This window comes from Parapedobacter sp. ISTM3 (assembly GCF_016533505.1).
Lineage (GTDB): Bacteria > Bacteroidota > Bacteroidia > Sphingobacteriales > Sphingobacteriaceae > Parapedobacter > Parapedobacter luteus.
Genome location: NZ_JAENGN010000001.1, coordinates 257295 through 283263 on the forward strand (window position 1 = coordinate 257295; position 25969 = coordinate 283263).

Annotated in this window: 36 protein-coding genes; 33 read left to right on the forward strand and 3 right to left on the reverse strand. The window is 47.2% G+C overall.

Features of this window, described 5'->3' with window-relative positions; all coding sequences use genetic code 11:
* Positions 1–4: 4 nt before the first annotated feature.
* Together JHJ32_RS01065 and JHJ32_RS01070 are read right to left on the reverse strand one after the other, a co-directional pair.
* The gene (locus JHJ32_RS01065; RefSeq protein ID WP_200119287.1) at positions 5–886 is read right to left on the reverse strand and encodes a DUF58 domain-containing protein; all 882 of its coding nucleotides are present in this window, start codon (positions 884–886) and stop codon (positions 5–7) included.
* A 14-nt stretch (positions 887–900) separates the two neighbouring features.
* Positions 901–1887, reverse strand: coding sequence for an AAA family ATPase (locus JHJ32_RS01070; protein WP_370584461.1), 987 nt, complete (start codon positions 1885–1887; stop codon positions 901–903).
* Between the two features lie 168 nt (positions 1888–2055).
* Between JHJ32_RS01070 and JHJ32_RS01075 the strand changes: the two genes are divergently transcribed.
* From JHJ32_RS01075 to JHJ32_RS01090, 4 genes are all read left to right on the forward strand, one after another.
* The gene (locus JHJ32_RS01075) at positions 2056–2679 is read left to right on the forward strand and encodes a DUF4159 domain-containing protein (RefSeq protein WP_200119288.1); all 624 of its coding nucleotides are present in this window, start codon (positions 2056–2058) and stop codon (positions 2677–2679) included.
* Positions 2680–2768: 89 nt separating this feature from the next.
* A complete protein-coding gene (locus JHJ32_RS01080) occupies positions 2769–3173 on the forward strand; it encodes a DUF983 domain-containing protein (protein ID WP_233632424.1) in 405 nt (134 codons plus the stop codon).
* A gap of 39 nt (positions 3174–3212) precedes the next feature.
* Positions 3213–4091 carry an AraC family transcriptional regulator gene (locus tag JHJ32_RS01085; RefSeq protein WP_079714772.1) on the forward strand — a complete coding sequence of 293 codons (879 nt, stop codon included), beginning with the start codon at positions 3213–3215 and terminating at the stop codon, positions 4089–4091.
* Positions 4092–4178: 87 nt separating this feature from the next.
* The gene (locus tag JHJ32_RS01090) at positions 4179–4928 is read left to right on the forward strand and encodes an SDR family NAD(P)-dependent oxidoreductase (protein ID WP_200119290.1); all 750 of its coding nucleotides are present in this window, start codon (positions 4179–4181) and stop codon (positions 4926–4928) included.
* 87 nt (positions 4929–5015) lie between these two features.
* Here the strand turns inward: JHJ32_RS01090 and JHJ32_RS01095 are convergent, their stop codons facing one another.
* Positions 5016–5378, reverse strand: a complete 363-nt coding sequence (locus JHJ32_RS01095; protein ID WP_317043084.1) for a phage holin family protein — start codon at positions 5376–5378, stop codon at positions 5016–5018.
* A gap of 172 nt (positions 5379–5550) precedes the next feature.
* Here JHJ32_RS01095 and JHJ32_RS01100 point away from each other — a divergent pair, with 172 nt between their 5' ends.
* The 29 genes from JHJ32_RS01100 to rpsE all read left to right on the forward strand — a co-directional run bounded on the left by JHJ32_RS01100 (position 5551) and on the right by rpsE (position 25965).
* Positions 5551–6666 (forward strand): putative sensor domain DACNV-containing protein, encoded by a 1116-nt coding sequence (locus JHJ32_RS01100; RefSeq protein WP_200119292.1) that lies wholly within the window; start codon positions 5551–5553, stop codon positions 6664–6666.
* Positions 6667–6954: 288 nt separating this feature from the next.
* Positions 6955–8163 carry a serine hydrolase gene (locus tag JHJ32_RS01105; RefSeq protein WP_079714775.1) on the forward strand — a complete coding sequence of 403 codons (1209 nt, stop codon included), beginning with the start codon at positions 6955–6957 and terminating at the stop codon, positions 8161–8163.
* 27 nt (positions 8164–8190) lie between these two features.
* The gene (locus JHJ32_RS01110; protein ID WP_079715368.1) at positions 8191–8556 is read left to right on the forward strand and encodes a CoA-binding protein; all 366 of its coding nucleotides are present in this window, start codon (positions 8191–8193) and stop codon (positions 8554–8556) included.
* 209 nt (positions 8557–8765) lie between these two features.
* The gene (locus JHJ32_RS01115; protein WP_079714776.1) at positions 8766–9803 is read left to right on the forward strand and encodes a LacI family DNA-binding transcriptional regulator; all 1038 of its coding nucleotides are present in this window, start codon (positions 8766–8768) and stop codon (positions 9801–9803) included.
* Positions 9804–9805: 2 nt separating this feature from the next.
* Positions 9806–11401, forward strand: a complete 1596-nt coding sequence (locus JHJ32_RS01120; protein WP_200119294.1) for a solute:sodium symporter family transporter — start codon at positions 9806–9808, stop codon at positions 11399–11401.
* A gap of 125 nt (positions 11402–11526) precedes the next feature.
* The gene (locus tag JHJ32_RS01125) at positions 11527–12225 is read left to right on the forward strand and encodes a response regulator transcription factor (protein WP_079714778.1); all 699 of its coding nucleotides are present in this window, start codon (positions 11527–11529) and stop codon (positions 12223–12225) included.
* 12 nt (positions 12226–12237) lie between these two features.
* Positions 12238–13623: an ATP-binding protein gene (locus JHJ32_RS01130; RefSeq protein WP_200119295.1), complete on the forward strand. Its 1386-nt coding sequence runs from the start codon at positions 12238–12240 to the stop codon at positions 13621–13623.
* A 147-nt stretch (positions 13624–13770) separates the two neighbouring features.
* Complete coding sequence (locus JHJ32_RS01135; RefSeq protein ID WP_079714780.1) at positions 13771–14268, forward strand: hypothetical protein; 498 nt, start codon at positions 13771–13773, stop codon at positions 14266–14268.
* 18 nt (positions 14269–14286) lie between these two features.
* Entirely contained in the window at positions 14287–14733 is a 447-nt protein-coding gene (locus JHJ32_RS01140) for a lipocalin family protein (protein ID WP_200119296.1), read from the forward strand.
* A 45-nt stretch (positions 14734–14778) separates the two neighbouring features.
* Positions 14779–15579: a YoaK family protein gene (locus tag JHJ32_RS01145; protein WP_200119297.1), complete on the forward strand. Its 801-nt coding sequence runs from the start codon at positions 14779–14781 to the stop codon at positions 15577–15579.
* A gap of 159 nt (positions 15580–15738) precedes the next feature.
* Positions 15739–16980 (forward strand): glycoside hydrolase family 88 protein, encoded by a 1242-nt coding sequence (locus JHJ32_RS01150; RefSeq protein WP_200119298.1) that lies wholly within the window; start codon positions 15739–15741, stop codon positions 16978–16980.
* A gap of 393 nt (positions 16981–17373) precedes the next feature.
* Entirely contained in the window at positions 17374–17991 is a 618-nt protein-coding gene (rplC, locus tag JHJ32_RS01155) for a 50S ribosomal protein L3 (RefSeq protein WP_079714784.1), read from the forward strand.
* A gap of 4 nt (positions 17992–17995) precedes the next feature.
* Positions 17996–18625: a 50S ribosomal protein L4 gene (rplD, locus tag JHJ32_RS01160; RefSeq protein ID WP_079714785.1), complete on the forward strand. Its 630-nt coding sequence runs from the start codon at positions 17996–17998 to the stop codon at positions 18623–18625.
* Position 18626: 1 nt separating this feature from the next.
* Positions 18627–18917 (forward strand): 50S ribosomal protein L23, encoded by a 291-nt coding sequence (rplW, locus tag JHJ32_RS01165; protein ID WP_079714786.1) that lies wholly within the window; start codon positions 18627–18629, stop codon positions 18915–18917.
* A gap of 6 nt (positions 18918–18923) precedes the next feature.
* Entirely contained in the window at positions 18924–19748 is an 825-nt protein-coding gene (rplB, locus tag JHJ32_RS01170; RefSeq protein WP_079714787.1) for a 50S ribosomal protein L2, read from the forward strand.
* Positions 19748–20014 (forward strand): 30S ribosomal protein S19, encoded by a 267-nt coding sequence (gene rpsS, locus JHJ32_RS01175; RefSeq protein WP_002997495.1) that lies wholly within the window; start codon positions 19748–19750, stop codon positions 20012–20014. The genes rplB and rpsS overlap by 1 nt, the downstream gene beginning before the upstream one ends.
* A gap of 7 nt (positions 20015–20021) precedes the next feature.
* Positions 20022–20456, forward strand: a complete 435-nt coding sequence (rplV, locus tag JHJ32_RS01180) for a 50S ribosomal protein L22 (RefSeq protein ID WP_079714788.1) — start codon at positions 20022–20024, stop codon at positions 20454–20456.
* An 11-nt stretch (positions 20457–20467) separates the two neighbouring features.
* Positions 20468–21316 (forward strand): 30S ribosomal protein S3, encoded by an 849-nt coding sequence (gene rpsC / locus JHJ32_RS01185; protein WP_079714789.1) that lies wholly within the window; start codon positions 20468–20470, stop codon positions 21314–21316.
* Positions 21317–21376: 60 nt separating this feature from the next.
* A complete protein-coding gene (gene rplP / locus JHJ32_RS01190; protein ID WP_079714790.1) occupies positions 21377–21793 on the forward strand; it encodes a 50S ribosomal protein L16 in 417 nt (138 codons plus the stop codon).
* A 118-nt stretch (positions 21794–21911) separates the two neighbouring features.
* A complete protein-coding gene (gene rpmC / locus JHJ32_RS01195) occupies positions 21912–22145 on the forward strand; it encodes a 50S ribosomal protein L29 (protein WP_079714791.1) in 234 nt (77 codons plus the stop codon).
* 14 nt (positions 22146–22159) lie between these two features.
* On the forward strand, positions 22160–22414 hold the full coding sequence (gene rpsQ, locus JHJ32_RS01200) for a 30S ribosomal protein S17 (RefSeq protein ID WP_079714792.1): 255 nt from the start codon (positions 22160–22162) through the stop codon (positions 22412–22414).
* A 1-nt stretch (position 22415) separates the two neighbouring features.
* The gene (rplN, locus tag JHJ32_RS01205; protein ID WP_079714793.1) at positions 22416–22784 is read left to right on the forward strand and encodes a 50S ribosomal protein L14; all 369 of its coding nucleotides are present in this window, start codon (positions 22416–22418) and stop codon (positions 22782–22784) included.
* 32 nt (positions 22785–22816) lie between these two features.
* Positions 22817–23137: a 50S ribosomal protein L24 gene (rplX, locus tag JHJ32_RS01210; RefSeq protein WP_176146075.1), complete on the forward strand. Its 321-nt coding sequence runs from the start codon at positions 22817–22819 to the stop codon at positions 23135–23137.
* A complete protein-coding gene (rplE, locus tag JHJ32_RS01215) occupies positions 23137–23706 on the forward strand; it encodes a 50S ribosomal protein L5 (protein ID WP_079714795.1) in 570 nt (189 codons plus the stop codon). The genes rplX and rplE overlap by 1 nt, the downstream gene beginning before the upstream one ends.
* Positions 23699–23968 (forward strand): 30S ribosomal protein S14, encoded by a 270-nt coding sequence (rpsN, locus tag JHJ32_RS01220; protein ID WP_079714796.1) that lies wholly within the window; start codon positions 23699–23701, stop codon positions 23966–23968. The genes rplE and rpsN overlap by 8 nt, the downstream gene beginning before the upstream one ends.
* A gap of 129 nt (positions 23969–24097) precedes the next feature.
* Positions 24098–24496 (forward strand): 30S ribosomal protein S8, encoded by a 399-nt coding sequence (gene rpsH, locus JHJ32_RS01225; protein ID WP_079714797.1) that lies wholly within the window; start codon positions 24098–24100, stop codon positions 24494–24496.
* Positions 24497–24514: 18 nt separating this feature from the next.
* Positions 24515–25072, forward strand: a complete 558-nt coding sequence (rplF, locus tag JHJ32_RS01230; protein ID WP_079714798.1) for a 50S ribosomal protein L6 — start codon at positions 24515–24517, stop codon at positions 25070–25072.
* 8 nt (positions 25073–25080) lie between these two features.
* Positions 25081–25434, forward strand: a complete 354-nt coding sequence (gene rplR / locus JHJ32_RS01235; RefSeq protein ID WP_079714799.1) for a 50S ribosomal protein L18 — start codon at positions 25081–25083, stop codon at positions 25432–25434.
* A 12-nt stretch (positions 25435–25446) separates the two neighbouring features.
* A complete protein-coding gene (gene rpsE, locus JHJ32_RS01240; protein WP_079714800.1) occupies positions 25447–25965 on the forward strand; it encodes a 30S ribosomal protein S5 in 519 nt (172 codons plus the stop codon).
* Positions 25966–25969: the final 4 nt, after the last annotated feature.

A 25969-nucleotide genomic window follows, 5' to 3' on the forward strand; every position in this document is an offset into this window, starting at 1 on the left:
CACGTTATCGCGATTGTTTATTTCTGCGGACTAAAAAATCTCTTAATGCTTGTGCAGGCAGCTCGTTTGCATTGACCAGCGTATAATAAACCTGGTTGTTGAGTAGCTTCTTTTTGGTCGCCGCCAAGTAGTTGTTCAGTGGTTGCGGTGCTAATGCTGCGGACGGACCGAGCATGATTACTTCTCCGGTCTCCAGGTCTTCCAATGCATCATATCCCTTGAATCGTCCCTCCAGCTCATTTTCAGCCATTAAGTGAAGCAAGATTACCTCCTGTCGTTGCGCGTGAAGCAATGCCGTCAGTTTGGTTAATTCATCTTGGTGTTCGTAGAAGTCGGTGATGATCACGACCAGATCCCTTCCGGCAGCTTGGTACAATTGCTTATACCGATCGAGATTTTCAAATCGGCCTTGGGCCTCCATGCTACCCAGCACATGGTAGATGCGTTGTAGTTGTTGGCTATGCTGCTTTGAGGGAATGCGCTGAACACCTTCACCATTGAAAACGGTAAGGCCTACCTTGTCACCTTGGCGGTAAGCAAGTAGTGCAAGGGCCGAGGCAAGTTGCGCGGCGTACTGAATCTTGCGGTAGCCGCCACAGTCGTGATTCATGGAAGCGCTGGCATCTACTATCAAATGCACGGCAATGGTCTTTTCCGTTTCAGCCTGCCGGATGTAATACCGGCCTGTACGTCCGAATACTTTCCAATCCAGGTTTCGCAGATCATCTCCGGGGAAATAGCTGCGGTATTGACTAAAACTCACTCCTTCTCCCTTGAGCCTGCTGCTGTTTATGCCACTCATAAAACCGTCCACGATGGTTTTGGCCGCCAAGGATAAATCTTTGATGGCTATCATCGTTTTGGCATCAGGTAGCTGTTTCATCATAACGCTATATGCGGTTAGGCAAGCTTGCTGCCCAATATGTTAATCAGTTCTTTTGTTAAATCATCGCTGGTTATTTTTTCACTTTCCGCAGCGAAGTTCATCAGCACGCGATGCCTCAAGACGGGAAAAGCCATCTGGTTGATGTCATCAGGAATAGCCGCAAAACGTCCTTGCAGTAGAGCCCGGGCTTTCGCTGTCAGTATAAGTGCTTGCCCGGCCCTGGGGCCGGCACCCCATTGCACCCATTTGTTGACATACGGCGGTGCGCCATCGCCGGGGCGGGTCGCCCGGACGAATTCACCGACGTACTTGACGAGCTGATCACTGATTTCCACTTCGCGTACCAATTGTTGTAAATGCTGTATCTCACTACCGCCGATTATGCTTTTCACGTGTTCTTTTTTCGTTCCGGTGGTATTGCGCAGTATTTGTATTTCCTCGTTTGCGGAAGGATAGCCGATTTTGATGTAAAGCAGGAATCGATCAAGCTGCGCTTCCGGAAGTGGGTAGGTGCCTGCCTGCTCAATCGGATTTTGCGTCGCAAGGATAAAAAAAGGCTTGTCGAGGGGATACGTTTTGCCGGCATAAGTTACTTCAAATTCCTGCATAGCCTCCAGCAATGCGGATTGCGTTTTCGGCGGGGTACGGTTGATCTCGTCCGCGAGAATGATGTTGGCAAATAAAGGGCCATTGATAAATTTAAAGTGACGTTTGCCGGTTTCTTTATCCTCTTCCAGTATTTCGGTGCCGATGATGTCTGCTGGCATCAAATCTGGTGTAAACTGGATGCGCCGGAAAGGCAGGTCAAGTGCTTGGGCCATCGTCCGCACCAGTAGCGTTTTGGCCAGGCCGGGTACGCCTTCCAACAGGCAATGCCCCCCTGCCATCAAGGCCACGAGAATTTCATCAATGACGTCATCTTGCCCTACGATGACCTTCTGGATTTCTTTTTTCAATAAGGAGAGTCTGGAGACCAACTCCGTTACCATGGTTTCTGACACGTTCAAAGCAACAGCATTAAAGTAAAAAATACCCGTTTTGGGAAAACATGCTCAATATAAAGCCAATTTTGGTCAAAATAAAACAGTATGCGCATGCTTATCAAGAAAATTACAATAAAAGGGCTGAAAACGGATTGTTTTTTGGATATAGCATGCTATTTTAGATGGATGTTACGATCAACGTTTACGTTTGTGCGGCTGAAGTACCAATCCGGCGATTGGGATACCGATCAGCGGATGCCATCCAATGTCCTGAACTCGCTGCTGGAATATACGACGATACCCCTATCTATGGAAGAGAAGGTAGTCGATCTGGCAAGTGACGAATTGTTTAATTATCCGTTCTGCTATTTAAGTGGTCATAAACTGGTGCAATTCAATCAACAGGAAGCCAATCATTTCAAGCAGTATGTTGAACTCGGCGGTTTTGTCTTTGCCGACGATTGTAATCATGATATAGACGGGTTATTCGCCCGATCATTTGAGGAGCAGATGCGTGTGCTCTTCGGTGCGGATGCGATGAAAAAAATCCCCAATGATCACCCACTTTATTCATCATTCTTTACGTTTGAAAAAGGACCGCCTACGAGTTCTTTCGAACTCAATGGCTGGGGAGACGATTTGGTGCATGACTACTTGAAAGCCATCGAGGTCAATGGAAAAATCGGCGTATTGTACAGCAATAAGGATTATGGTTGTGAGTGGGACTATGACTTCCGAAATAAACGTTTTCTGGCCAAAGACAATACGCAGTTTGCCGTGAATATTGTTGTGTATGCCCTGGGCGCCTGATTATCGTGGTTGCGATTCCGTAAAAAGTACCATTATTCGGTGACATATTACCAAAGCGTATCGCTACACGAGAATACCTTTGTGTCATCATGAATACAACAAAACCAATGGACACGATGACATCGTTTAAGGCCGTGGCGCATGCCAAATGCCCTCGTTGCCGTAAAGGAAATATATTTACGGGCAAAGCTTATGGGTTGAAGGTGCAAAAGATGAACGAAACCTGCCCGCATTGCGGTTTGCGTTTTGAACGCGAACCAGGTTACTTTTATGTCGCCATGTTTGTGAGTTATGCCATGGCTGTAGCCGAGCTGGTGACAGCTTGTGTGGGTACTTATTTCCTTACCGGATATATGGACGGCCCCTGGCTTTACCTGATCGTGGCATTTGCCACAGCACTGGTGTTCGCACCTTTTAATTACCGGTATTCGCGGGTCATTTTGTTACATTGGCTCACACCGGGGCTCCAGTACCAGCCGGAAAACAAAAAATGAACGTCATAAACCCGCGGAAAAATGCTATACTTACAACCTATGGCACAACAGGGCTATCCGGTATACCACATTGCGGGTTTAGGGACTTTTCAACCCGATGTTTTGGTGCAGCCATTCGCTCCGTATATCGACATGCATCATAAGCTTCATGTACCCCATCGACATAGCTTTTACCATATGGTGTATTTCACAGCGGGAAGTGGCTGTCATACGATTGATTTTCATCGATTTGAAGTGCGTCCGTTTCAATTATATGCGATGATTCCGGGGCAAGTGCATCATTGGGATTTTCGGGGAAATGTAGATGGATATGTGCTCAATTTTACAGCCTCATTCTTTCAATCATTTTTATTGCGGCCTGATTATTTGGAGGAGTTTGCTTTTTTTCGCGGTCAGGCACAACAGGCTGTACTGGACATCCCTGTATCCATGCGCACGGGGGTGACCGCCTTGTTCGATGAGATGGTGTCGTTGGCCTCTTCCCTTGATACGTTGCGAATCGACCAATTGCGCGTTCGTGCCTTGACGTTATTCTTGGAGCTGGCCACGTTGCAGGAGCCCGCCAAGCCAGCGCCGCTTTCGTATAATGCAACCCTCCTCCGGAATTTCCAGAAGCTTGTGGATAAGCACTTTGCATCCTTGCGCTTGCCCAAGGACTACGCTGCATTACTGTATATCACGCCCAATCACCTCAACGCGATTTGTTCCGATCTATTAGGGCAGTCAGCTGGCGAAGTGATTCGTGAACGTATCATTTTGGAAGCTAAGCGATTACTGGTGAATCCCGAGCTTTCTGTTGCTGCGGTAGCTGACACGCTTAATTTTAAAGACAATTCCTATTTCACCAAGTTCTTTAAGAAATACACCCGCACTACACCAGAGGCTTTCCGCAAGGCATTGACTGCTGATTTTGGCTAACTCATTTTTGCGTCTGACCGTCGTCACTTTTCGCCAACCAAAACGTCCCTATCTTTGTTATATCAAAACCAACAAAAGAAATTGACTATGGGAACATTAACGGATAAAGTAGCCGTCGTCACGGGAGCAGCGTCTGGCATTGGCCGTGCCGTGGCGCAGGCGTATGCGCGGGAAGGTGCAAAAGTGGTTGTCTCTGATATCAGCGTAGGGGGTGGCGAGGAAACGGTAAAACTGATTAAAGATGCTGGAGGGGACGCGTTTTTTATTGCCGCGGATACCGCTAAGCCCGATGATAATGAGCGCTTGGTTGAACAAGCTGTTGAACAATACGGCGCGCTGCACATTGCATGTAACAATGCGGGTATCGGCGGGCCTTCCGGGCCTACGGGCGAATATCCCATAGAAGGATGGGATAAGGTTATTGCCATCAACCTCTCGGGCGTATTCTATGGCTGCCGCTATCAAATACCGGCTTTATTGCAAGCTGGTGGAGGTGTTATCGTCAATATGGCCTCTATCTTGGGGCAGGTAGGGTTTGCAAACTCGGCCGCGTATGTGGCCGCTAAGCATGGCGTCGTCGGCCTCACCAAAAACATCGCGCTGGAGTATGCAGCCGGGGGCATCCGGGCCAACGCTGTAGGCCCTGCGTTTATTAATACGCCGCTATTGAAAGACATGGACGACGACACCATCAATTGGCTGGTTTCCAAACATCCCGCTGGTCGGCTGGGTGAGGCCAGCGAAGTCGCAGAGCTGGTGCTTTGGTTAAGTACCGACAAGGCTTCCTTCGTGAACGGTGCGTATTACGCTGTGGACGGTGGCTACCTGGCCCAATGACTTAGCTACGTTAACCTTTATTATTATACATAACCTGGTGCCCGATCCGTGATCAAGTAACGATCGCTTTTGGGCACCATAATTTTGTCAGTCGCTATCTTTCGAGCCAAAGATACTGTTGAAGAGCAGCTCAATCAAGGCCACGATAATCGCGAATACCGCCGCCCACCAAAAATTGGCCACGTCAAATTTGCTGCCCATAAAATAACTGGTAAGTTGGACCATCAATACCGTTATGATAAAAGAAATGAGTCCCAGTGTGAGCAAGTTGAGCGGGAGTGTGAAAATCCGGAGCATTGTGCCGATGGTCGCATTCACAAAACCGATAATGAGCCCCGCCAAGATCGCCCAGCCGAATCCAGCAATACGGACCGCGGATTCCGGGAGGATCAAGGCCGCTAAGAAAATAGCTAAACCCGTCAATAATATATTAATGATAAATCGCATCATAACTGTTTGTTTTTATTGTTTTCGATCTGTCATTAAGCGTGGCAATGCTTCATGAGCTTTCTTTTGCACGTGGCTGTTCATATATATTTCGCATGTCCATATAGTTTACCTAAGTTTGCTAATATAACTCATAAAGTAAAGTACCAACGAAATTGTTTGGCGAATAATAAAAATGATTTCAGAACCTACGTATTTGGCGGCAAAGATCGTATCACATCGGATAGCCGCACATTTTTCAAAGCAGGCGAATAGTGCTGGCGCGGGGATAAAACATGCACCGGATGCACAGGTTGTTGAAAGCTTGATTGATACCGCATTTTGGGCGAGCCTCCGGAGGGAAGAAGGGTATGAACCGAAGATATCGCTGGCCTTTGTGCCACCGGATATGGCGGGCAGCAGTTTGGTTTTTCACCATCAACAACGCTTTACCCCGCACAACCTCGTCAAGCTGTCCCCCGCTGTCGTGCAGCCGGGGATTCACCTGGGCATATGGCTGGACGGCGACAATTTTTATATCTGGGGCACAACCCATGATGTGCCTGCGCATTGCATGGTGGTGGAAGTGGTCGAGGCTGGATTATTGGTCGTGAAACAGAAACATCATGACGGTACGGGTAAGTTTATCAATGTAGCGGTATTAAAAGGCAATCAGATTAAAGTTGTCGACGATAACCATTGGGGGTTGACGGATTGCCCGGGCATGCTTTCTTCTTTATTGGGGCTATCCGACTCTTCGTCAGCGCGGTCGGAAAACATATTAATTCAGCTGGCATTGGCGATGCGCAGCCACGGGCGAGGTGCACTGCTTTTGGTGGTGCCCCCGAACAGTTCAGCGTGGCTGCATTCGATTGTCAAGCCGATAAACTATTTGGTGGAGCCTCACATGATGTTGCCTCCCGATGATCGTGATCCATCACCTGGTCATCGCTTTACAGACACCTTACGCAAAATGATTCGGGCCGTAGGGGGGTATTCAGCCATTGATGGCGCTACGGTGATTACCCAAGATCACTGTTTGCTGGCTTTCGGTGCAAAGGTGGCGCGTTCTCCGCACTCGCTACCGGTAACGCAATTGATGATTACGGAGCCGGTAGAGGAAAGTACCGTTCAACTGCTGGACGCCACCAATATCGGCGGGACCCGGCATCTGGCCGCTGCCCAATTCGTGCATGATCAGCATGATGCACTGGCCATGGTGGCCTCACAGGACGGGACTTTTACCGTATTTGTATGGTCCGAAAAGCAGCAAATGGTGCACGGCCACCGCATAGATACCTTGTTGATGTAAAGCATCGTAATAATTCTGTTGAACGGCCGTTAATTAAGACAAAAGCACTTGCCATTGCAAGTCAATTGCGATACCTTCGCGCCATGAAACTTGAATGAGTGAACCATTCACGGAAAGACATGAATTGAGCTAAGCGATTTATTGGATGCCACTGAAGACAAGCAGCAGGCGAAATATCCCGCTGCTCTTGCCAGCTTCATTGCCTCCTGATAACCAACCTGGCGAAGTGTTTGATTGATGTGATGTACACGTCAGTATGATTTGAATGAAACCTGCATAAGCTGCCGAATGAAGATTACAGGAAAGCCGTTGATTCATTATATTACCATTTTTGCGCTCCTAATAACTGTTTTAGGTGCTTGCACATCAACAGAAAAGAAGCGAATTAAAGCAGAGCGAAAGCAACATGAAAAAGATAGCCTGGCACTGGTCTATGATAGCACACAAGCCGATCCGCGCCTCGATGCTTTTATGCAGCGACTGCATAGGCGGTCCGGGTTTAACGGCAATGTGCTGATAGCTAAAAAAGGGAAAATTCTTTACCAAAATACGTTTGGATGGGCGGACTATTTAATGAAGGACAGCCTGAAAATCACCTCCCAATTCGAACTGGCGTCTGTATCTAAGCCCTTGACGGCAACGGGTGTGCTCAAACTTTGGGAAAAAGGTAAAATTAAGCTCGAGCAGACTGTCGACGAATTTTTCCCCGACTTTCCCTACCCAGATGTCACGATTAAGCAACTGCTTACCCATCGTTCGGGGCTTAGTAATTACCTTTACTTTACCGATCAGACGGAGATTTGGCCGGATAAACACAAGGGCATGTCCAACATCGATGTCATGAATTTATTGGCCAAGCACAAACCGGATCGATACGGCAAGCCGGATGGACGTTTTTTCTACAACAACACCAACTACATGATTTTAGCGGCTATCGTCGAAAAGGTGACGGGCGAGGATTTCGCGGTGTACATGCAGAAAAATGTGTTTTCCCCGGCGGGTATGAAAAACACTGCCGTGTATTCGAAAGCGGTATACGAAAAGATCCCCACTGACGTTGTTGGGCATGACCGCGTGTGGAGGCGCTCTGTGGTACAGAATTTCCAGGATGGCCCCGTGGGAGACAAAGGTATCTATAGTACGGTTCAAGACTTATTCCTATTTGATAGAGCATTGCGGGAGGGGCGCCTGCTTGAGCAAGAGACGTTAGATTCGGCCTATGCTGGTTATAGCAAGCCCACAAAAGAGCTTTTTAACTACGGCTATGGATGGCGTACCTTTGATCCGGGAGATCACAAAGTCGTGTATCACACCGGCTGGTGGCATGGGTTCCGCAACCTGTATATCCGCGACTTAAAGGAAGATATCACGATAGTATTGCTCACAAATCTTGCCAATGGCAGCTTACTTCATCTGGACGAGTTGTATCAAATTCTTGACATGCCGGTGATTCGCCAAGCGGCGTATTCTGCCACCGGCGAATTTATGGCCCAATGATTGATGACGTTTACCAAACGACTTGTAATGGCATCAAAGAAAACACTTATCCTCGGCGCGACCGATAACCCTGCACGGTACGCCTATTTGGCGGCGCACAGGTTGGTAGCCGGGGGCCATGCTATCGTCAATATCGGCATTAAGCAAGGAGAAGTAGCAGGCGCACCCATACAGCTTGCGGGTGATGTACTGCCTGATGTCCACACCATCACGCTATACGTCGGTCCGCAGCGTCAACCTCAATATTACGATTACATCCTTAAAACGAACCCAAAACGGATTATTTTTAATCCGGGTACCGAGAATTCGGAGTTGGAGGTATTGGCCAAAGAACAGGGAATCGATACGATTCGAGCCTGTACGCTGGTACTGCTAAGTACAGGCCAATATTGAAGGATACGGCGCATCTGAGCCTTATTCATAACCTATCCGAAACAACGACCAAACGATAGACAGCGGAAATGTGAAAGCGCGGTATCCTGAGTTTATGCAACGGGCGTTTGTCTTAAATACGTAAGCTTTTCGTCGCTTTGACAGCAAACCGTGCGCCGCCGTTTGCATTTTCCATGAAATTAATGTTGTTTTGAATTTGTTGTAAAACCATGACACCCAAAAAGCCGAAGTCGGAAAATAGCATCGTTGATATCGCTAAAGCGCTTGGAATATCTCCGGCGACCGTATCCAGGGCGCTCAATAACAATTTACGCATCAGCGAAGCGACACGCGCGCGCGTGAAAGAAATGGCGAAGGAAATGGGGTACCGCCATAATAGCATGGCTTCCTCCCTGCGTAATCGCCGTTCGAATATCATCGGGCTTATTGTGCCGCGTATATCGATGTACTTTCACGTTTTTTTTATTACCTCGCTGCAACGGCAGTTGCAGGCTGCTGGATACAATTTGATGATTTGCCAGTCCAATGATTCGGTGAGTGTAGAAAAAGAATTGGCAAACACCTTGTATTCTGCGAGAGTCGATGCGTTAGTGGTATCGCTTACGCTTTATACCGAAAATATTGCTCACTTTGACGGTTTTTTACGGCAAGGCATACCTTTGGTCTTTTATGATCGCGTGCCGACACGCCGTACCGAAGCTTATGTAATTAAAGGGGATGACTATCGTGGTGGATTGCTGGCTGGTAATCATTTGATACAAGCGGGGTGCCAACGTATCGCTTACATCAGTGGGCCGCTATCGTGCAGCATTTATCAAGAGCGTACACGTGGTTTTGTTGATTCCCTTGCAAAACACCACATACCATTGCGCCAGGAGTGGATATATTATCACGAACTAACCGCTGAAAATGCATGGGACAGCTTACGTAAACTGTTTGAGGGCGATATCATTCCAGACGGCTTATTCGCTGCAAACGATACGACGGCCATTGCGGCGGTAGCGTTTGCCAGAGAACGAGGCATTGCCATCCCGGACGAACTGAAAATCGTCGGTTATTCCAATGACCCGCGGGCAGCGATTATTACACCGGCAATCACTTCTATCGAGCAATACCCCAATGACATGGCAGACAAAGTAGCCGAAACACTTATCAATGCCCTCCAGCACCGCCATACGCCCTCACCCAACACCATCGGCGAACCCTTGATATGTCCGGTAGACTTAGTGCGGAGGATGACCACCTGACTATGCCTTTATCTTCAACTATTATTGCTGCATCAAGCTTTGTTGGATTCACCCTTTTTGTGGGGATTTACGCTTGGATCCGCATGCGCAATGACAATCTGAGCACAAAAGACGGTTACTTTTTAGGTGGACGAAGCCTGACGGGCGGTGTGATCGCCGCATCGATGATCATGACGAACATCTCGACGGAGCACTTGATAGGCATGAACGGTTCGGCGTATAAAAATGGATTTGTCATCATTGCCTGGGAGGTCACCTCGGCCCTTGCGCTGATTGTCGCGGCGGTTTACTTTGTGCCGCGATATTTGAGCATGGGGCTGACCACAATACCGGAATATCTTGAGCGGCGATTCGACAAGGGCACCCGCTCACTGATTGCATTGTTTCTGTTAGTCTCGTTTGCCGTGACCTTGCTGCCCATCGTTTTGTATACGGGCGCGATTAACCTGGAGAGTATTTTCAATATTTCGGGTATCCTTGGCGTAGACCGGGGGACCGGGCTTTGGGTTACGGTAGTGATCGTGGGGTGTTTAGGGGCTGCATATGCCATTATTGGCGGATTAAAGGCCGTCTCGGTCTCAGACGTCATTTACGGGTATGGCTTGTTGTTCGGGGGCTTGCTGATACCGGTGCTTGCACTGGTGTATATCGGCGAGGGGAATCCGTTACAAGGGGTGACAAAGGTTTTTGAGTACAGTCCGGCTAAATTTAATGTCATTGGTGAAGAAGATTCTGTTTTGCCGTTTAGCACACTTTTTACGGGATTGATAATCAATCAACTTTATTTTTGGTGCATGAACCAGACGATCGTACAGCGGGCATTGGGCGCAAAGAACCTGAAAGAAGCACAGCGGGGATTGCTTTATACCGGATTGTTGAAGATACTGGTGCCGTTCATCATTGTGTTGCCGGGTGTCATCGGGTATTACTATTTTCATGACGCTTATTATGACAACCAAGACATGGTGTATCCCGAATTGGTCAAGCACGTCCTGCCAATGCCCTTATGGGGGCTTTTTGCTGCCGTGATTGTAGGGGCTGTGTTGAGCACGTTTAATGCTGTACTCAACAGCGCTTCTACAATTTTCAGTATCGATATCTACCAACAACTCATTAAAAAAGATGCGGAAGAAAAGAGGTTGGTAAAAATGGGGCGTTTGGTAGCAACCTTGCTTGCCGCTACATCCATAACGGCCGCTCCGTTCGTGGCGGATGCACCTGAAGGGCTCTATCAGCTTTTACAGGAGCTTAATGGAATCTTTTTTATCCCCATAGCGTCCATTATGATTGGCGGATTCTTCTTCAAAAGTATATCAGCACAGGGAGCCAAAACCGCCTTGTTTACCGGCTTGGTGTTTTATGTGAGTTGCACCTTCATTTTCGAGGTGAATCTGCATTTTGTGCACATTTGGGGTATCGAATTTCTGTTGAATATGGCAGTGATGCTGGGTATATCAAGGTTTTATCCTGCAAAGCCAATAGCGGGGGAAACTGGTAGCACAGCAGTGCCCATGGAGGAGTGGCGGTATACGCGGCCCTTCGCTGTTGTGCTTGTCATCGTCACATTGGCCATATATCTTTTATTGGGAAATGTATAGGCAACTTTCCGAGGTTGATGCGCCGAGGTATGACATGGCCAATTTGCTACTTATAAAGTAAGTCCCTTTGCCTATGTGAGTTAATTTGATATTTTTGAGGCAGAAAGCTAATTAATGGCTAGGCGATGAAAAGAATCATGGTGATTGAAGATGAGGCACACGTTGTTTCATTTATAAATAAAGGGCTTTCAGAAGAAGGGTTCGAGGTCAGCGTGGCCTTTGATGGCAAGACAGGCCTCCAGATGGTCCGGTCGACCGCGTTTGATTTAATCATTTTGGATGTGATGTTGCCGGATACCAATGGCATAGCGGTTTGCAAATCCATTCGAGAAGAGGATGCACACATTCCTATACTCTTTTTGACGGCGCTGGGCACATCCGAAAACGTGGTAATGGGGTTGGAGGCCGGAGCCGACGATTACCTTGTCAAACCGTTTAAATTCATTGAGTTAGTGGCCCGCGTACGTTCACTCCTGCGACGTGCTGCTCATGCGGGAGGTACAGCGGCGGATCCGCAGGACGATTATATTTATCGCGTGGCAGACCTCGTTCTCAATGACTATACGAAGACATTGACCCGCAATGAAGAGCCGATTTCGCTAACCACAACGGAATACCGTATGATGCTTTTCTTCCTGAAACACAAAAACAAAGTGTTGTCGCGTGCCGACATATTGGAAAACGTGTGGGGCGTTAATTTTGATATGGGCACGAATGTCGTGGATGTTTATGTAAATTACCTTAGAAAAAAAATCGATAAGGTGCCTGGCCGGAAACTCATACACACGGTTATCGGCATGGGATACGTGTTGCGAGAACCCTAACCCGTCACGATTATGAGAAAGAGCCTGATGAATACCCAGACCAAGATAGCGGTAATGCTCATTGTAGCATTCCTGGCGATCATCATGTTGTTCAGTGGGTGGGTCTACTTCGCTATACCGGGTTTTTTGCATGATTATTACTATGACGTATTGGAGATCCGTGCCGTGGCGGCTGGCAAAATGGAATTGGATAAAGATCAGCGAGGGCTTGACGATCTGAGAAGCGTGTTTTCAGAGAAGCTGATGCATGAGCAGGATTACTTTTTCAAAATCGAAAAGAATAAAGACTTTAAAAATGAAGCCGATAGTTTAGGTATACCTCTGTCGTTTTTTGAAACGGCGCTCAATGAGGGTGGTGCCCGTTATCAGGATAAACAGCTGTTTTATGTGGCCGTGGTTTATCCCAGTAAGCAAGGGAACTACGTCATTGTTTCCCAAGCACAGGATTACTTTGAGGAAAGTTTTGTAGCTTACTTAAAAAAGACATTGGTAGCGGCCATTATTATCGCGTTCTGTGTGTCGCTTTTCATCGCTGTATATTATTCGAAATATATCTTCAAGCCATTGCGGGAGATTACTGAAAAGGTCCAGCAAATCAGCTCGGAAAACCTGCATCTTAGGCTGGATAGCCGCAACAGTAACGATGAGATGGACGAATTGATTCACACGTTCAATGATATGCTCAACCGGATTGAAACGGCTTTTGAAACACAGAATAATTTTATCAGCAACGCATCGCACGAATTGCGCACGCCCCTTACGGCGATCATCGGCGAAGCAGACGTAGCGCTGTCTAAGGACAGGACGCCGGAGGAGTACAAAACATCGATAAAGGTAATGCTTGAAGAGGCAGAAAAACTGGACGCAAAGACCAATGCGCTGCTGTCTCTCGCACAAACCGGATTCAATGGCAAAATACAGCGGTTCGAACGTTTGCGTATTGATCAGTTGATTTGGGATGTTAAGAATACAGTGGAGAAGCTAAACCCCAAGTGCAACCTGCATATCGATACGAGCTTATTGCCAGAGGATCCAATGAAGCTAACGATCAAAGGCAATGAGCAACTGTTGCACCTTGCGCTGGCCAATATTATCGCAAATGCATGTAAATATTCGGATAATCAGAAGGTAAATGTTTCTTTGGGGGCTTCTGATGACCACGTAGTCATTGTCGTGAAGGATAAGGGTATCGGTATACCCGCAGACGAGTTAAAATACATTTATGATCCATTTTTCCGTGCATCCAACACCAAAAACTATGCGGGTTACGGCATTGGATTGCCATTGACAAGAAATATCATAAAAATGCATCAAGGAAAAATAAGCGTATCTTCCCTTCAAGGCGGTGGCACAACCGTTCAACTGACCATTCCGGCATGGCGCCGGATCGATGAATAGCCTTTCTATTTTTCCTTTTCTCATCTCTTTTTAATTTCTGTAGGTAATTTCTAATGGTGTTTTAATGGCTGTTTTAAGCCTGTCTAATACCTGTGAGGTACTTTTGTTGGCGAGTTGGATGAAATTGTCTATTAAAATCAAAAAGCAATGGAAAAAAATGTCTTAATCCCGACGGATTTCACTATTGAATCACTGAATGTTGTTAAATCGGTGTTGAATGACAGGCCTTATGAATGCCGATACAACATTATTCTGTTGCATGGGGTCCAAATGTCGGACTCAATTACCGATTTGCTTTTTTATTCGAAAGCAAAAATGCTCGAATCGCTGAGTAATCGGCATTTCGATGAGGCTTGCGGGGTAATAAGGAACAAATATGCCTCGGGTATTAATTCCATGCGCGTTGATTTATTCAACGGTTCGTCCCAGGCTGCGTTTGATGGTTATTTACTGGGTAACCGGATAGATGAGATATACGTCCCCGGAAGGTATCGGCTACGTACGTCAAATAAAAAAAGCGTGAATGTACTTCCCTATATCCGGAAATGTGGAAAACCGGTGATTTCGGTTGATTGGAACATGGAAGTTGTGTTGCCAGAGAAGGGAAGCCTGGCAGAGATATTTTATAATGAAGCCACAGCTTAGTTAAAAAGGTTATGAAAGATGAAACGGTTATTGGTAGTTTATATAAGCGTGTTTGCGTTCATCCTCATGGGATTTACCTGGCTGATACGTTCGGCCCCTAACCCGGAGAGGCTCATCCTTGGCCAATGGAAGGAAACCGGCTGGGTGTATGAGCGGCTCAATAAAGTAGGAGACGAGGAAAAAGTAAACATGCAGGAAACCCTTCAGGACGGGTTGGTTCTCCATAAAGCGGAGATATGGTCCTTTTTGCCGAACGGGCGACTGAGGCTCCAGAAGAGTGACGGAGAGGAAGAGACGATCAGGTGGGCTATAAAAGGGCGTGGAAATATATTGGAAATCAAATATAACGACGGACACAAGGAGCAGTACGATCTTTCACAGTTAGCTGACGACCAGTTAGTGCTAAACTTTGAGTTGGATACACAGGTGAAGGGGCTGGCCAAACTGACATTCGATCGGTTATAGACCAATATTTAAATTATTATGTGTTAATAGAAAATCGGTATTACTATGCTTCGGAAATTCAGCAATAGCAGGACACAGGGAGATAATATTAAATTAGGTACACTTACCGCATTCTCGGCAGGGATGGTCAATGTCGTCTCGTTGTTGCTATTCCTTTCCTTTAGCTCTAACGTGACCGGATACTATGCGATACTGGCGGCCGAGATCGTGAAAGGCAATTGGTACCAGACAGCGATAGTTTTTGCCTGGATATTCCTTTTTTTCATGGGCGGCTTCGTAGCCAACTTCATGGTTATACATTTCAACAAACGGAATAAGTATTTCGCCCACTCGCTGCCTATTTCGCTTGAAATACTTTGTTTGCTTGTGGTAGGTTTTTACGGGCAATTTTATTACCGGGAAACCCTGGCGGAGACAGAACTATTGCTTGCCTTTCTGCTCTTTGCGATGGGGCTCCAAAATGGGCTTACCGCAAGTATCTCCAATTTCGCTGTGAAAACAACACACTTGACCGGTACGACGACTGATTTGGGTATTTTGTTTTCTATGTTTACGAAACGGGAGTTTCGGTCTAACCCTGTCCTTAAGAAGCGGGCTTGGTTGTTGTCGGCTATTACAGCCGCTTACATTACCGGTGCGATCGTCGCCGGGATCGCTTATTTTCACATCGGATTTAAACTGTTTTATGTCATCAGCGCATTTTTGGTTGTTGTCATCGGCTATGATGCCTACAAAATTAGGGTGGTACGTTACTATTGGAATTCGAGCAGGAAGAAATGTAAGCAGGTACAAGCCCAGGATGCCCGTGAGCGGTTGGTCGGGGCACCTGTAGAAGATTTGGAATAGGACGCGATATGACAAAAAAAAATAGAGGCGTTGGAACGGTTATCCACGCCTCTTTTTTTTGAAAGCAGGCAATCGGCGTAAACGTTTGCGCGTTTTAATGCAAAAACTTATTTTTGGACACCGCGTTAGGTCGGCTACTATTATAAACGTAATGATGTCATGAAATACTTATCAACCTTTTTTCTACTGGCCATGGGTTCGGTACTCATGGTATGGGGGTGTAAATCCGCAGCACGTCAGGATGAACTGCAACTCAGTGCGGCCTTTATAGACGAACAACTTGATGAAGCCATCGCGCAGATGGCGGTGTTGGCGGATGGGGTACCGGCAGAACGCATGCCGCGTACCTTTCTGGGTGATACAAGCGTGACATCGGATACAAAATGGTGGACCTCGGGGTTTTATCCCGGCTCATTGCTATACCTTTATGAGCATTCCGGTGATGAGCGTTTGCTTCTCTTGGCGAAAGATAAGTTGCGTATACTCGAAAAGGAAAAGTACAATAAAGGTACCCATGATCTGGGTTTTATGTTGTATTGCAGTTTTGGCAATGCATTGAGGCTTACTCGTGATACCGCTGCTTACAACGAGGTGCTGCTCACGGGAGCCAAATCGTTGATAAGCCGTTACAACCCTACCGTGAAAGCGATTCGCTCATGGGAGGGGTGGACCTATCCCGTCATCATTGACAACATGATGAACTTGGAGCTGCTTACACAGGCGTCCGAGTTGAGCGGCGACCGCCAGTACCGTGACATTGCAATAACCCATGCCAATACAACGATGAAAAACCACTATCGTCCGGACTACAGTTCTTATCATGTGATTGACTATAATCCGAAAGACGGCAGCATTGTGGGTAAGAAGACAGCCCAGGGTGCTTATGACGAATCTGCATGGGCACGCGGACAGGCTTGGGGGCTCTACGGCTACACGATGATGTACCGTGAGACGGGCGAACCAGCATACTTGGATTTTGCCAGTAACATAGCCGCCTTTATCCTGGACCATCCCAATATGCCGGAAGATTTAATCCCCTATTGGGATTTCAATGCGCCTGACCTACCTGATGACAGTCCTTATGCAAGCCGTTATAAAGCTAACCGTGATGCGTCTACGGCTTCCATCCTGGCTTCGGCTTTGCTGGAACTGCACACCTATACGCAGGGGGAAATCAGCGCCCGGTACCTTGACGCGGCTGAAAAGATGCTGAAAAGCCTGTCGGCCGCGCCCTATAAGGCAGAACAGGGTACCAATGGCGGATTTATCCTGAAGCACAGCGTAGGGTCTATTCCGCATGGCAGCGAAATCGATGTGCCGCTCACCTATGCCGATTATTACTATATTGAGGCATTGATTAGGTATAAGCGGCTGCTGGAAGGTAAACCGCTTTTTGATTGAAGGCAGCGACCGGAAAGCGCTTATTCCGCTAAACGGTGATGGCGCTTGTGCGTTCGCTGTCTCGTTCGCTGTCTGCTTTATCCGCTCACTGACTGCTGCGCTGTGTGTACAGGCACCGTGCCCGGCAGTACCTTGCTGGTGTATTTTCTGCTGAAGCGGAGATAGGGGCATAGCCGGAGCGGTAGCAGGTAAGCACGGATGGCGGCCAGAGAAGCGGGCTACGGGGAGGCCGAACACGGGGCCAGCGGCACCTTGCTGGAAAAATAAAAAAATAATTCACTAACTATTTGATACTTAAAGTAAGTTTCCTATCTTTGCCGTCCCTTTTGAGGGGATGGTATGTCTTGAGCGAAGCCCTACTGCTTCGATGGACGTTAATAGATTAATAGAAACATGTCAGGAATTATTGGAAAAAAAGTAGGAATGACCAGCATTTATGACGCTGACGGGAAGAATATTCCCTGTACGGTGATCGAAGCTGGCCCGTGCGTGGTAACGCAGATACGCACGGAAGAAAAAGATGGCTATTCCGCTATTCAACTTGCTTTCGATGAAGCAAAGGAGAAGAACACAACAGCCGCTTTGAAAGGGCACTTCGCTAAAGCGAAGACTACGCCTAAGCGTAAATTGGTAGAATTTAAAACCTTCCCCGATGAAAAGACGTTGGGTGACGTGGTTACCGTTTCCATTTTTGAAGAAGGCGAATACGTAGATGTAGTCGGTACCTCCAAAGGAAAAGGTTTTCAGGGCGTCATGAAACGTCACGGTTTTGGTGGCGTCGGTGGGGCTACCCACGGTCAGCACAACCGCTTGCGTGCTCCCGGTTCATTAGGTGCTTCATCATGGCCGTCGCGGGTATTCAAGGGCATGCGTATGGCTGGCCGTACAGGAGGTGACCGCGTGAAGGTTCAAAACCTGCAGGTATTGAAGGTTTATGAAGAACAAAACCTTATCGTAGTCAGTGGTTCGATCCCTGGGGCAAAAGGTTCTTACGTAATCGTAGATAAATAAGGAGATGGAAGTTAACGTTTTAAATATATCAGGTAAAGAAACAGGTGCCAAGGTGCAACTTCCTGAATCGGTGTTTGGGGTGGAACCCAACGACCATGCGATTTACTTGGATGTAAAGCAATACCTCGCTAACCAGCGTCAAGGTACGCACAAGTCCAAGCAACGGAATGAAATCGCAGGTTCTACGCGCAAGCTACACAAACAAAAAGGTACGGGAGGAGCCCGTGCAGGTAGCATCAAATCCCCGTTGTTTAACGGCGGTGGTCGTATCTTCGGCCCACAGCCCCGCGACTATAGCTTTAAACTTAATAAAAAGCTGAAGGCATTGGCGCGTAAATCCGCGTTGAGCTACAAAGCCAAGGAGAATAACGTCGTAGTATTGGATGAGGTGAATTTCGATTCCATCAAGACCAAAAACTATATAAACTTGGTAAACAGCTTGAATATCGCTAACGAAAAAACTTTGTTGGTTTTACCCGCGCAAGATAACAACGTTTATTTATCAAGCAGAAATCTGAAAAAAGCAAAAGTAATCACTGCTCATGAGCTGAACACTTACGATGTGCTGAATGCTGGCAAGCTTTTGTTGACCACGGCTTCTGTTAAAACCTTGGAGGAGGCATTTGCCAAATAATATGGAAATTATCAAGAAACCCGTATTGACCGAGAAAGCATCATTGCTCACAGAAAAGCTGAATCGCTATGCTTTCAAAGTGGACCATAGGGCAAATAAGATACAAATCAAACAAGCAGTAGAGCAGATGTTCGGCGTGACGGTAGTCGCGGTGAATACGATAGTTGTGGCTGGTAAAGCAAAAAACCGCTACACAAAGGCTGGGTTTGTATCCGGAAGGACCCCGAAATACAAGAAAGCCATCATCACCATTAAAGATGGCGAAACGATTGACTTTTACAGTACGATATAATTAAAAATGGCAGTTAAAAGATTCAAACCGGTTACCCCTGGTACTCGCTTCCGTGTAGGAGGAGACTATTCAGATATCACCACCAATGTACCTGAGAAGTCATTGGTCGTAAAAATCAAGAAGTCGGGGGGTAGGAATAATTCCGGTAAAATGACTATGCGTTACATCGGTGGGGGACATAAAAAAGCATACCGATTGATAGATTTTAAACGCGATAAGAAAGATATCCCCGCAAAAGTTGCCACGATAGAATATGATCCAAACCGTTCCGCACGTATTGCGTTGTTGCACTACGTCGATGGTGAGAAGCGCTATATTATTGCGCCGGAAGGATTGAAAGTGGGGCAGATGCTTGTGTCAGGCGATGCAGTTGCTCCCGAAATCGGCAACACCTTGCCATTGCAAAACATTCCCTTGGGTTCTATCATTCATAATATTGAATTGAACCCAGGACAGGGCGGCACCATAGCCCGCAGTGCTGGCACCTATGCCCAGCTTTCTGCCCGCGATGGCAAGTACGCCATTATTAAACTGCCCTCAGGCGAAAGCCGCATGATATTAGCTACTTGCTTGGCTACTATCGGTTCGGTATCTAACGCCGAAAAGGCCAACGAGGTATTGGGTAAAGCAGGCCGGAAACGCTGGCTGGGCCGTCGCCCAAGGGTTCGTGGCGTGGCGATGAACCCAGTCGATCACCCGATGGGCGGTGGCGAGGGCCGTGCGTCCGGTGGGCATCCGCGCTCACGCAAAGGCTTATTGGCTAAGGGATATAAAACGCGTAGCAAGAAGAAAACATCGAATCGTTACATCATTGAGAGAAGGAAGAAATAATGGCTCGCTCAATTAAAAAAGGTCCTTATATCGACCACAACTTAGAAAGAAAAGTTCTTTCTATGAACGAAACAAATAAGAAATCAGTAATCAAGACTTGGTCTCGTAGATCGATGATATCACCTGATTTTGTTGGCCATACCTTCGCAGTGCACAACGGCAATAAATTCATTCCCGTGTACGTAACGGAAAATATGGTAGGTCATAAGCTTGGTGAATTTGCGCCTACGCGTACGTTCAGGGGCCACGCAGAAAAGAAAAAATAATTAGGCAATGGAAGCAACACGAAAACTAAAAAAGTCTGTTATCATTAAACAGCGCAAAGAGCAGGAAAAGGCTCAGGTAGGAGGAGCTTCTACTGCCAAATTAGTAAACTGCCCTACCTCGCCGCGCAAAATGCGCTTGGTCGTTGATCTTATCCGTGGCGAAAAGGTGGAACATGCTTTATACATCTTGAAGCATACCAACAAAGAAGCGGCTATCCGTGTGGAAAAGCTGCTGCTCTCAGCCATTAAAAACTGGGAAGCAAAGAATGAAGATAAGTCTGTGGAAGAAAGCGGCTTATATGTAAAAGAAGCTTTCGTAGATGGTGGGCGGCAATTGAAAAGGCTGCGTCCAGCACCGCAAGGCCGGGGATACCGCATTCGTAAACGTTCGAACCACGTTACCTTGGTGATAGACAGCAAGAATAACGTAGCACAAAACTAATTTATCAAGTAATGGGACAAAAAGCAAATCCAATAGGTAACAGATTAGGAATCATCAAAGGCTGGGATTCCAATTGGTTCGGGGGCAAGAACTATTCCGATAAATTAGTTGAAGACGAGAAGATCAGGAAATACCTGTCGGTTCGTATCGCCAAGGGCGGGGTAGCCAAGATAGTTATCGAGCGTACTTTGAAACGCATTACAGTGACTATCCATACGGCTCGCCCAGGGATCGTGATTGGCAAAGGTGGGCAGGAGGTTGATAAGATCAAGGAAGAGCTGAAGAAGCTGACGAAGAAGGATGTTCAAATCAATATTTTTGAGATTAAACGTCCGGAATTGGAAGCTCAGTTGGTGGCCGAAGGGGTCGCTAAACAACTTGAAGCGCGTATTTCTTTCCGCCGCGCGATGAAAACTGCCATTGCATCTACAATGCGCATGGGCGCTGAGGGCATAAAAATCATGTGTTCCGGACGTTTAGGAGGGGCTGAAATGGCCCGGACCGAACAATATAAGGAAGGACGTATTCCCTTGCATACATTCCGCGCAGATATCGATTATGCATTGGTGGAAGCATTGACCACTTACGGGAAAATCGGCGTGAAGGTGTGGATATGTAAAGGTGAGGTTTATGGCAAGCGGGATTTATCGCCTAACGTAGGGCAGACATCAGGCGTAAAACAACGCGCCGATGGCGGAGCGGGTGAATTCCGCGGTGATAACCGCCGTGGTGGCGGTGAGCGTCGCGGAGGTGATCAGCGCCGTGGTGGTGGTGAGCAACGTCGCGGTGATCAACGTCGTGGCGGGGCACCTGGCCAACAACGTAGCGGAGGAAACCGGGGCGGTCAAAGGAGAGGTTAAGTTAGTTTTTTAGATTTTTAGATAGCAACTGCCAAGTGCAGTGTTAATTAAGATACGAACATGTTACAGCCAAAAAGAACAAAGTTCAGGAAGATGCAGAAAGGCCGCATGAAAGGCAACGCAACCCGCGGGTCGGAGTTGGCTTTCGGCTCTTTCGGTATCAAATCAATGGAGCCCGCGTGGATTACCAGTCGCCAGATTGAAGCCGCGCGTATTGCGGTAACCCGTTACATGAAACGTGAAGGCCAAGTGTGGATCCGCGTGTTCCCGGACAAGCCTGTAACCAAGAAGCCGGCCGAGGTGCGGATGGGTAAAGGTAAAGGTGCTCCGGAATATTGGGTAGCGGTAGTGCGTCCCGGACGTATGCTGTTTGAAGCAGAGGGTGTGCCTTTGGAAGTAGCCAAAGAGGCATTGCGCCTTGCTGCACAGAAACTGCCCGTACAAACGAAGTTTGTGATACGTAGGGACTACGTATAAACATAAACGCACACTGGCGCTGTCTGCCATTGGTTTTGCCGCCGTTACCGGCAAGCCGCCATGGGGTCCAACCGTGGAAGTACGCTGATGGAGGCATCCAGTAAAATAATAGATAGAAATGAAAAATTCAGAGATCGTAGAATTGTCAACAGAGGACTTAGTGGCCAAAATCGCTGAAGAGAAGGCTGCCCTCACCAAATTGAAGTTTGCACATGCTGTTTCGGCGATAGAAAATCCCAACCGGATCAAGTATACGCGTAAGACTATCGCGCGCTTGATGACCGAGTTGACGAAACGCAAGAAGGCCGAGAAAGCGGCCAGCGAAGCTAATGAAACAGCCGCTGAGGCATAAAAATCAAAGTCGAAATGGAAAGAAATTTAAGAAAAACAAGGATCGGCTTGGTAGTGAGTAACAAAATGGACAAATCCATCGTGGTGGCTGTGGAGCGTAAAGTGAAGCACCCTATCTATGGCAAGTTCGTAAAAAAGACTACCAAATTTAAAGCTCACGACGAAAACAATACCTGCGGTATCGGCGACACGGTGTTGATTATGGAAACGCGTCCGCTGAGCAAGACCAAAAATTGGCGTTTAGTAGAAATTTTAGAAAGGGCTAAGTAACATGGTACAACAGGAATCAAGACTTAATGTGGCCGACAACAGCGGGGCTAAGGAAGTATTAGTCATCCGTGTGTTGGGCGGTACCGGCAAGCGTTATGCATCAATTGGCGACAAGATCGTTGTTACCGTAAAAAGTGCTTTGCCCTCTGGAAACGTGAAGAAAGGAACGGTTTCCAAAGCAGTAGTCGTAAGGACGAAAAAAGAAGTCCGCCGTAAGGATGGGTCTTATATCCGTTTTGACGACAATGCTGCCGTATTGTTGAATAATCAGGATGAACCCCGCGGAACACGTATCTTCGGCCCGGTAGCTCGGGAATTGCGTGAAAAGCAGTTCATGAAAATTGTATCATTAGCACCGGAGGTATTATAATCATGGGACAGACAAAGACATCGACACATAAGATTAAAATCCGTACTGGGGATTTGGTGAAAGTCATCTCTGGCAATTCCAAAGGATCCCAAGGGAAGGTGTTGGAAGTACTGATAGCCGAGAACAGAGCTATCGTTGAAGGAGTGAATATGGTAAAGAAACACGCCAAACCCAGCGCTGCTAACCCTAACGGAGGCATTATCGAGAAGGAAGCGCCTATCCACATTTCCAATCTCGCTTATATCGACCCCAAAAGTGGTAAACCAACTCGCATTGGGCGTAAAGTGACTGAAGTAAATGGTAAGAAGAAAATCGTTCGCATAGCGAAAAAATCAGGGGAGGTGATTGACTAATGGCATATGTACCAAGATTAAAAGCGAAGTACAAGGATGAAATCCGTACCACGCTGAAAGAAAAATTTCAATATAAAAGCGTCATGCAGGTGCCGAAACTCGAGAAAATCGCTGTGAGCCAAGGCATCGGTGCAGCAACTGCCGATAAAAAGTTGATTGATAACGCAATCAATGAAATGACCATCATTACGGGTCAGAAGGCTGTTGCAACGCGCTCGAAAAAAGACGTTTCAAATTTTAAGCTCCGCAAAGGAATGCCGATAGGCGTACGGGTGACGCTTCGCGACAGCAAGATGTATGAGTTCCTGGATCGGTTGATCGCTGTAGCGCTTCCGCGTATTCGTGATTTCAGGGGCATCAACGATAAGGGCTTTGACGGCCGGGGTAACTATACGTTGGGTATTACCGAGCAGATTATTTTCCCAGAGATTGATATCGATAAGATCAATAAAATTCAGGGAATGGATATTACCTTTGTAACCAGTGCAAAGACCGATGTGGAAGCACTGGAGTTGTTGAAGCAGTTTGGATTACCATTCAAAAATCAAAATACAGTAACTAATGGCTAAAGAGGGAATTAAAGCACGCGAGATAAAACGCGCTAAATTGGTAGCAAAGTATGCGGAAAAGCGTGCAGCATTAAAGGCTGCAGGTGATTATGCTGCGCTTGATAAGTTGCCAAAGAACGCGTCACCTGTCCGTTTGCACAACCGCTGCAAATTGACGGGGCGTCCAAGAGGCTATATGCGCCAGTTCGGCATTTCACGGGTAACTTTCCGTGAAATGGCGGTGGCAGGGAAGATTCCAGGAGTGAAGAAGGCTTCCTGGTAATTGATGGTCAATGGTCGGTAACGGATAGTCGACACGGCGAACCGAGAAGTGCAAATTAGAATTTTTAACCGATAATAGGTCCGGAAGCCATGGTGGCCGAAGGAAACCGTTGTCACAATAATACAATAAATGAATACAGATCCAATAGCGGATTACCTTACCCGAGTAAGGAATGCCATTAAGGCCAACCACAGGGTTGTTGAAATTCCTGCATCGAACCTTAAGAAGGAGATTACGAAAGTGCTCTTCGATAAAGGTTACATCGCGAATTACAAATTCGATGAAGACACCGTACAGGGTACTATCAAAATCGCATTGAAGTATCACCCGGTGAGTAAAGTTCCGGCTATCCGCACCTTGAAACGTGTGAGCAAACCCGGCCTGAGAAAATATGCAGGAGTGGATACCATGCCACGTGTGTTGAATGGATTGGGAATCGCCATTCTTTCTACGTCCAAAGGCGTAATGACCGACAAGGAAGCCCGTCTTCAGAATGTCGGCGGCGAGGTTTTATGTTACGTATATTAATCAGGAGGAACACACAAGATGTCAAGAATTGGAAAAGCACCTATCGCCATTCCCGCCGGGGTGACGATTACTGTATCAGATAAAAACTTGGTAACGGTAAAAGGGCCGAAGGGTGAATTGAGCCAGCAGGTGGATAAGGATATTACCGTAACGCAGGAGGACGGTCAATTGTTGGTAAAGCGCCCTACGGATCAGAAAAGGCATAAAGCCCTTCACGGCCTGTATCGTTCGCTGTTGAATAACATGGTTGTTGGCGTTACCGATGGATATAAGACTACACAGGAACTGGTAGGGGTTGGTTATCGGGCCAATGCGCAAGGATCGACCCTTGATCTTACGCTCGGATTTTCTCACCAAGTTGTACTGATTCTCCCCAAGGAGGTAAAGGTGACGACAACAGCTGAGAAGGGGAAAAACCCGACCATTACATTGGAGTCTATAGACAAACAATTGTTGGGACAGGTAGCCGCGAAAATCCGCTCATTGCGTGCACCAGAACCATATAAAGGAAAAGGTATTAAGTTTGTTGGCGAGCAGTTGCGGAGAAAAGCAGGAAAATCTGCAGCTAAAAAATAGTAACAATCATGGCAGAAAAAAAAGTATCGCGTAGGGATCGTATCAAAAAGGGGATTAGAAAGCACTTATCCGGATCACCTGAGCGCCCACGCTTGTCTGTATATAGGAGTAATAAAGGCATTTATGCACAAGTGATTGACGACCAAGCTGGAGTAACATTGGTTTCCGCGTCATCCTTGGCTAAGGATTTTTCGGCATCAGGCAACAAAGTGGAGCAATCCAAGGCTGTTGGAAAGCTGATCGCTGAGAAGGCATTGGCCGCCGGAATTAATAAAGTAGTTTTTGACCGTAACGGATATCTGTACCATGGCCGGGTGAAGTCGCTTGCCGAGGGTGCCCGTGAAGCCGGTTTGGATTTTTAATCAATCGAGAACATGTCATTAAGCAATATAAAACGAGTTAAATCGAGCGAAATCGAATTGAAGGATCGCTTGGTCAGTATCCAACGGGTGGCGAAAGTAACGAAAGGCGGCCGTACGTTTAGCTTTTCAGCGATTGTCGTTGTAGGTGATGAAAACGGTGTAGTCGGCTATGGCCTTGGGAAAGCCAAGGAGGTTACAGAAGCCATTACCAAAGGGATCGATGATGCCAAGAAGAACTTAATCAAGGTGCCTATTATCAAAGGTACCGTGCCTCACGAACAATACGGAAAGTTTTCCGGTGGCAATGTCTTGATTAAGCCTGCCGTACATGGTACGGGCGTATTGGCCGGTGGCGCTATGCGTGCTGTTTTGGAAAGTGCCGGCGTAACCGACGTATTGGCCAAATCGCTGGGTTCGTCCAACCCGCATAACGTGGTAAAAGCAACTATCGATGCACTGTTGAAGATGCGTGACGCTTATACGGTGGCTCAACAACGCGGCGTTGATTTGAATAAAGTATTTAACGGATAACTGT

What these genes read in the sequence shown, in the direction of transcription:
- JHJ32_RS01065 (WP_200119287.1), bottom strand. Translation starts at nt 886, where the DNA reads ATGATGAAACAGCTACCTGATGCCAAAACGATGATAGCCATCAAAGAT.
- JHJ32_RS01075 (WP_200119288.1), top strand. Translation starts at nt 2,056, where the DNA reads ATGTTACGATCAACGTTTACGTTTGTGCGGCTGAAGTACCAATCCGGC.
- JHJ32_RS01080 (WP_233632424.1), top strand. Translation starts at nt 2,769, where the DNA reads ATGAATACAACAAAACCAATGGACACGATGACATCGTTTAAGGCCGTG.
- JHJ32_RS01085 (WP_079714772.1), top strand. Translation starts at nt 3,213, where the DNA reads ATGGCACAACAGGGCTATCCGGTATACCACATTGCGGGTTTAGGGACT.
- JHJ32_RS01090 (WP_200119290.1), top strand. Translation starts at nt 4,179, where the DNA reads ATGGGAACATTAACGGATAAAGTAGCCGTCGTCACGGGAGCAGCGTCT.
- JHJ32_RS01095 (WP_317043084.1), bottom strand. Translation starts at nt 5,378, where the DNA reads ATGATGCGATTTATCATTAATATATTATTGACGGGTTTAGCTATTTTC.
- JHJ32_RS01100 (WP_200119292.1), top strand. Translation starts at nt 5,551, where the DNA reads ATGATTTCAGAACCTACGTATTTGGCGGCAAAGATCGTATCACATCGG.
- JHJ32_RS01105 (WP_079714775.1), top strand. Translation starts at nt 6,955, where the DNA reads ATGAAGATTACAGGAAAGCCGTTGATTCATTATATTACCATTTTTGCG.
- JHJ32_RS01110 (WP_079715368.1), top strand. Translation starts at nt 8,191, where the DNA reads ATGGCATCAAAGAAAACACTTATCCTCGGCGCGACCGATAACCCTGCA.
- JHJ32_RS01115 (WP_079714776.1), top strand. Translation starts at nt 8,766, where the DNA reads ATGACACCCAAAAAGCCGAAGTCGGAAAATAGCATCGTTGATATCGCT.
- JHJ32_RS01120 (WP_200119294.1), top strand. Translation starts at nt 9,806, where the DNA reads ATGCCTTTATCTTCAACTATTATTGCTGCATCAAGCTTTGTTGGATTC.
- JHJ32_RS01125 (WP_079714778.1), top strand. Translation starts at nt 11,527, where the DNA reads ATGAAAAGAATCATGGTGATTGAAGATGAGGCACACGTTGTTTCATTT.
- JHJ32_RS01130 (WP_200119295.1), top strand. Translation starts at nt 12,238, where the DNA reads ATGAGAAAGAGCCTGATGAATACCCAGACCAAGATAGCGGTAATGCTC.
- JHJ32_RS01135 (WP_079714780.1), top strand. Translation starts at nt 13,771, where the DNA reads ATGGAAAAAAATGTCTTAATCCCGACGGATTTCACTATTGAATCACTG.
- JHJ32_RS01140 (WP_200119296.1), top strand. Translation starts at nt 14,287, where the DNA reads ATGAAACGGTTATTGGTAGTTTATATAAGCGTGTTTGCGTTCATCCTC.
- JHJ32_RS01145 (WP_200119297.1), top strand. Translation starts at nt 14,779, where the DNA reads ATGCTTCGGAAATTCAGCAATAGCAGGACACAGGGAGATAATATTAAA.
- JHJ32_RS01150 (WP_200119298.1), top strand. Translation starts at nt 15,739, where the DNA reads ATGAAATACTTATCAACCTTTTTTCTACTGGCCATGGGTTCGGTACTC.
- rplC (WP_079714784.1), top strand. Translation starts at nt 17,374, where the DNA reads ATGTCAGGAATTATTGGAAAAAAAGTAGGAATGACCAGCATTTATGAC.
- rplD (WP_079714785.1), top strand. Translation starts at nt 17,996, where the DNA reads ATGGAAGTTAACGTTTTAAATATATCAGGTAAAGAAACAGGTGCCAAG.
- rplW (WP_079714786.1), top strand. Translation starts at nt 18,627, where the DNA reads ATGGAAATTATCAAGAAACCCGTATTGACCGAGAAAGCATCATTGCTC.
- rplB (WP_079714787.1), top strand. Translation starts at nt 18,924, where the DNA reads ATGGCAGTTAAAAGATTCAAACCGGTTACCCCTGGTACTCGCTTCCGT.
- rpsS (WP_002997495.1), top strand. Translation starts at nt 19,748, where the DNA reads ATGGCTCGCTCAATTAAAAAAGGTCCTTATATCGACCACAACTTAGAA.
- rplV (WP_079714788.1), top strand. Translation starts at nt 20,022, where the DNA reads ATGGAAGCAACACGAAAACTAAAAAAGTCTGTTATCATTAAACAGCGC.
- rpsC (WP_079714789.1), top strand. Translation starts at nt 20,468, where the DNA reads ATGGGACAAAAAGCAAATCCAATAGGTAACAGATTAGGAATCATCAAA.
- rplP (WP_079714790.1), top strand. Translation starts at nt 21,377, where the DNA reads ATGTTACAGCCAAAAAGAACAAAGTTCAGGAAGATGCAGAAAGGCCGC.
- rpmC (WP_079714791.1), top strand. Translation starts at nt 21,912, where the DNA reads ATGAAAAATTCAGAGATCGTAGAATTGTCAACAGAGGACTTAGTGGCC.
- rpsQ (WP_079714792.1), top strand. Translation starts at nt 22,160, where the DNA reads ATGGAAAGAAATTTAAGAAAAACAAGGATCGGCTTGGTAGTGAGTAAC.
- rplN (WP_079714793.1), top strand. Translation starts at nt 22,416, where the DNA reads ATGGTACAACAGGAATCAAGACTTAATGTGGCCGACAACAGCGGGGCT.
- rplE (WP_079714795.1), top strand. Translation starts at nt 23,137, where the DNA reads ATGGCATATGTACCAAGATTAAAAGCGAAGTACAAGGATGAAATCCGT.
- rpsN (WP_079714796.1), top strand. Translation starts at nt 23,699, where the DNA reads ATGGCTAAAGAGGGAATTAAAGCACGCGAGATAAAACGCGCTAAATTG.
- rpsH (WP_079714797.1), top strand. Translation starts at nt 24,098, where the DNA reads ATGAATACAGATCCAATAGCGGATTACCTTACCCGAGTAAGGAATGCC.
- rplF (WP_079714798.1), top strand. Translation starts at nt 24,515, where the DNA reads ATGTCAAGAATTGGAAAAGCACCTATCGCCATTCCCGCCGGGGTGACG.
- rplR (WP_079714799.1), top strand. Translation starts at nt 25,081, where the DNA reads ATGGCAGAAAAAAAAGTATCGCGTAGGGATCGTATCAAAAAGGGGATT.
- rpsE (WP_079714800.1), top strand. Translation starts at nt 25,447, where the DNA reads ATGTCATTAAGCAATATAAAACGAGTTAAATCGAGCGAAATCGAATTG.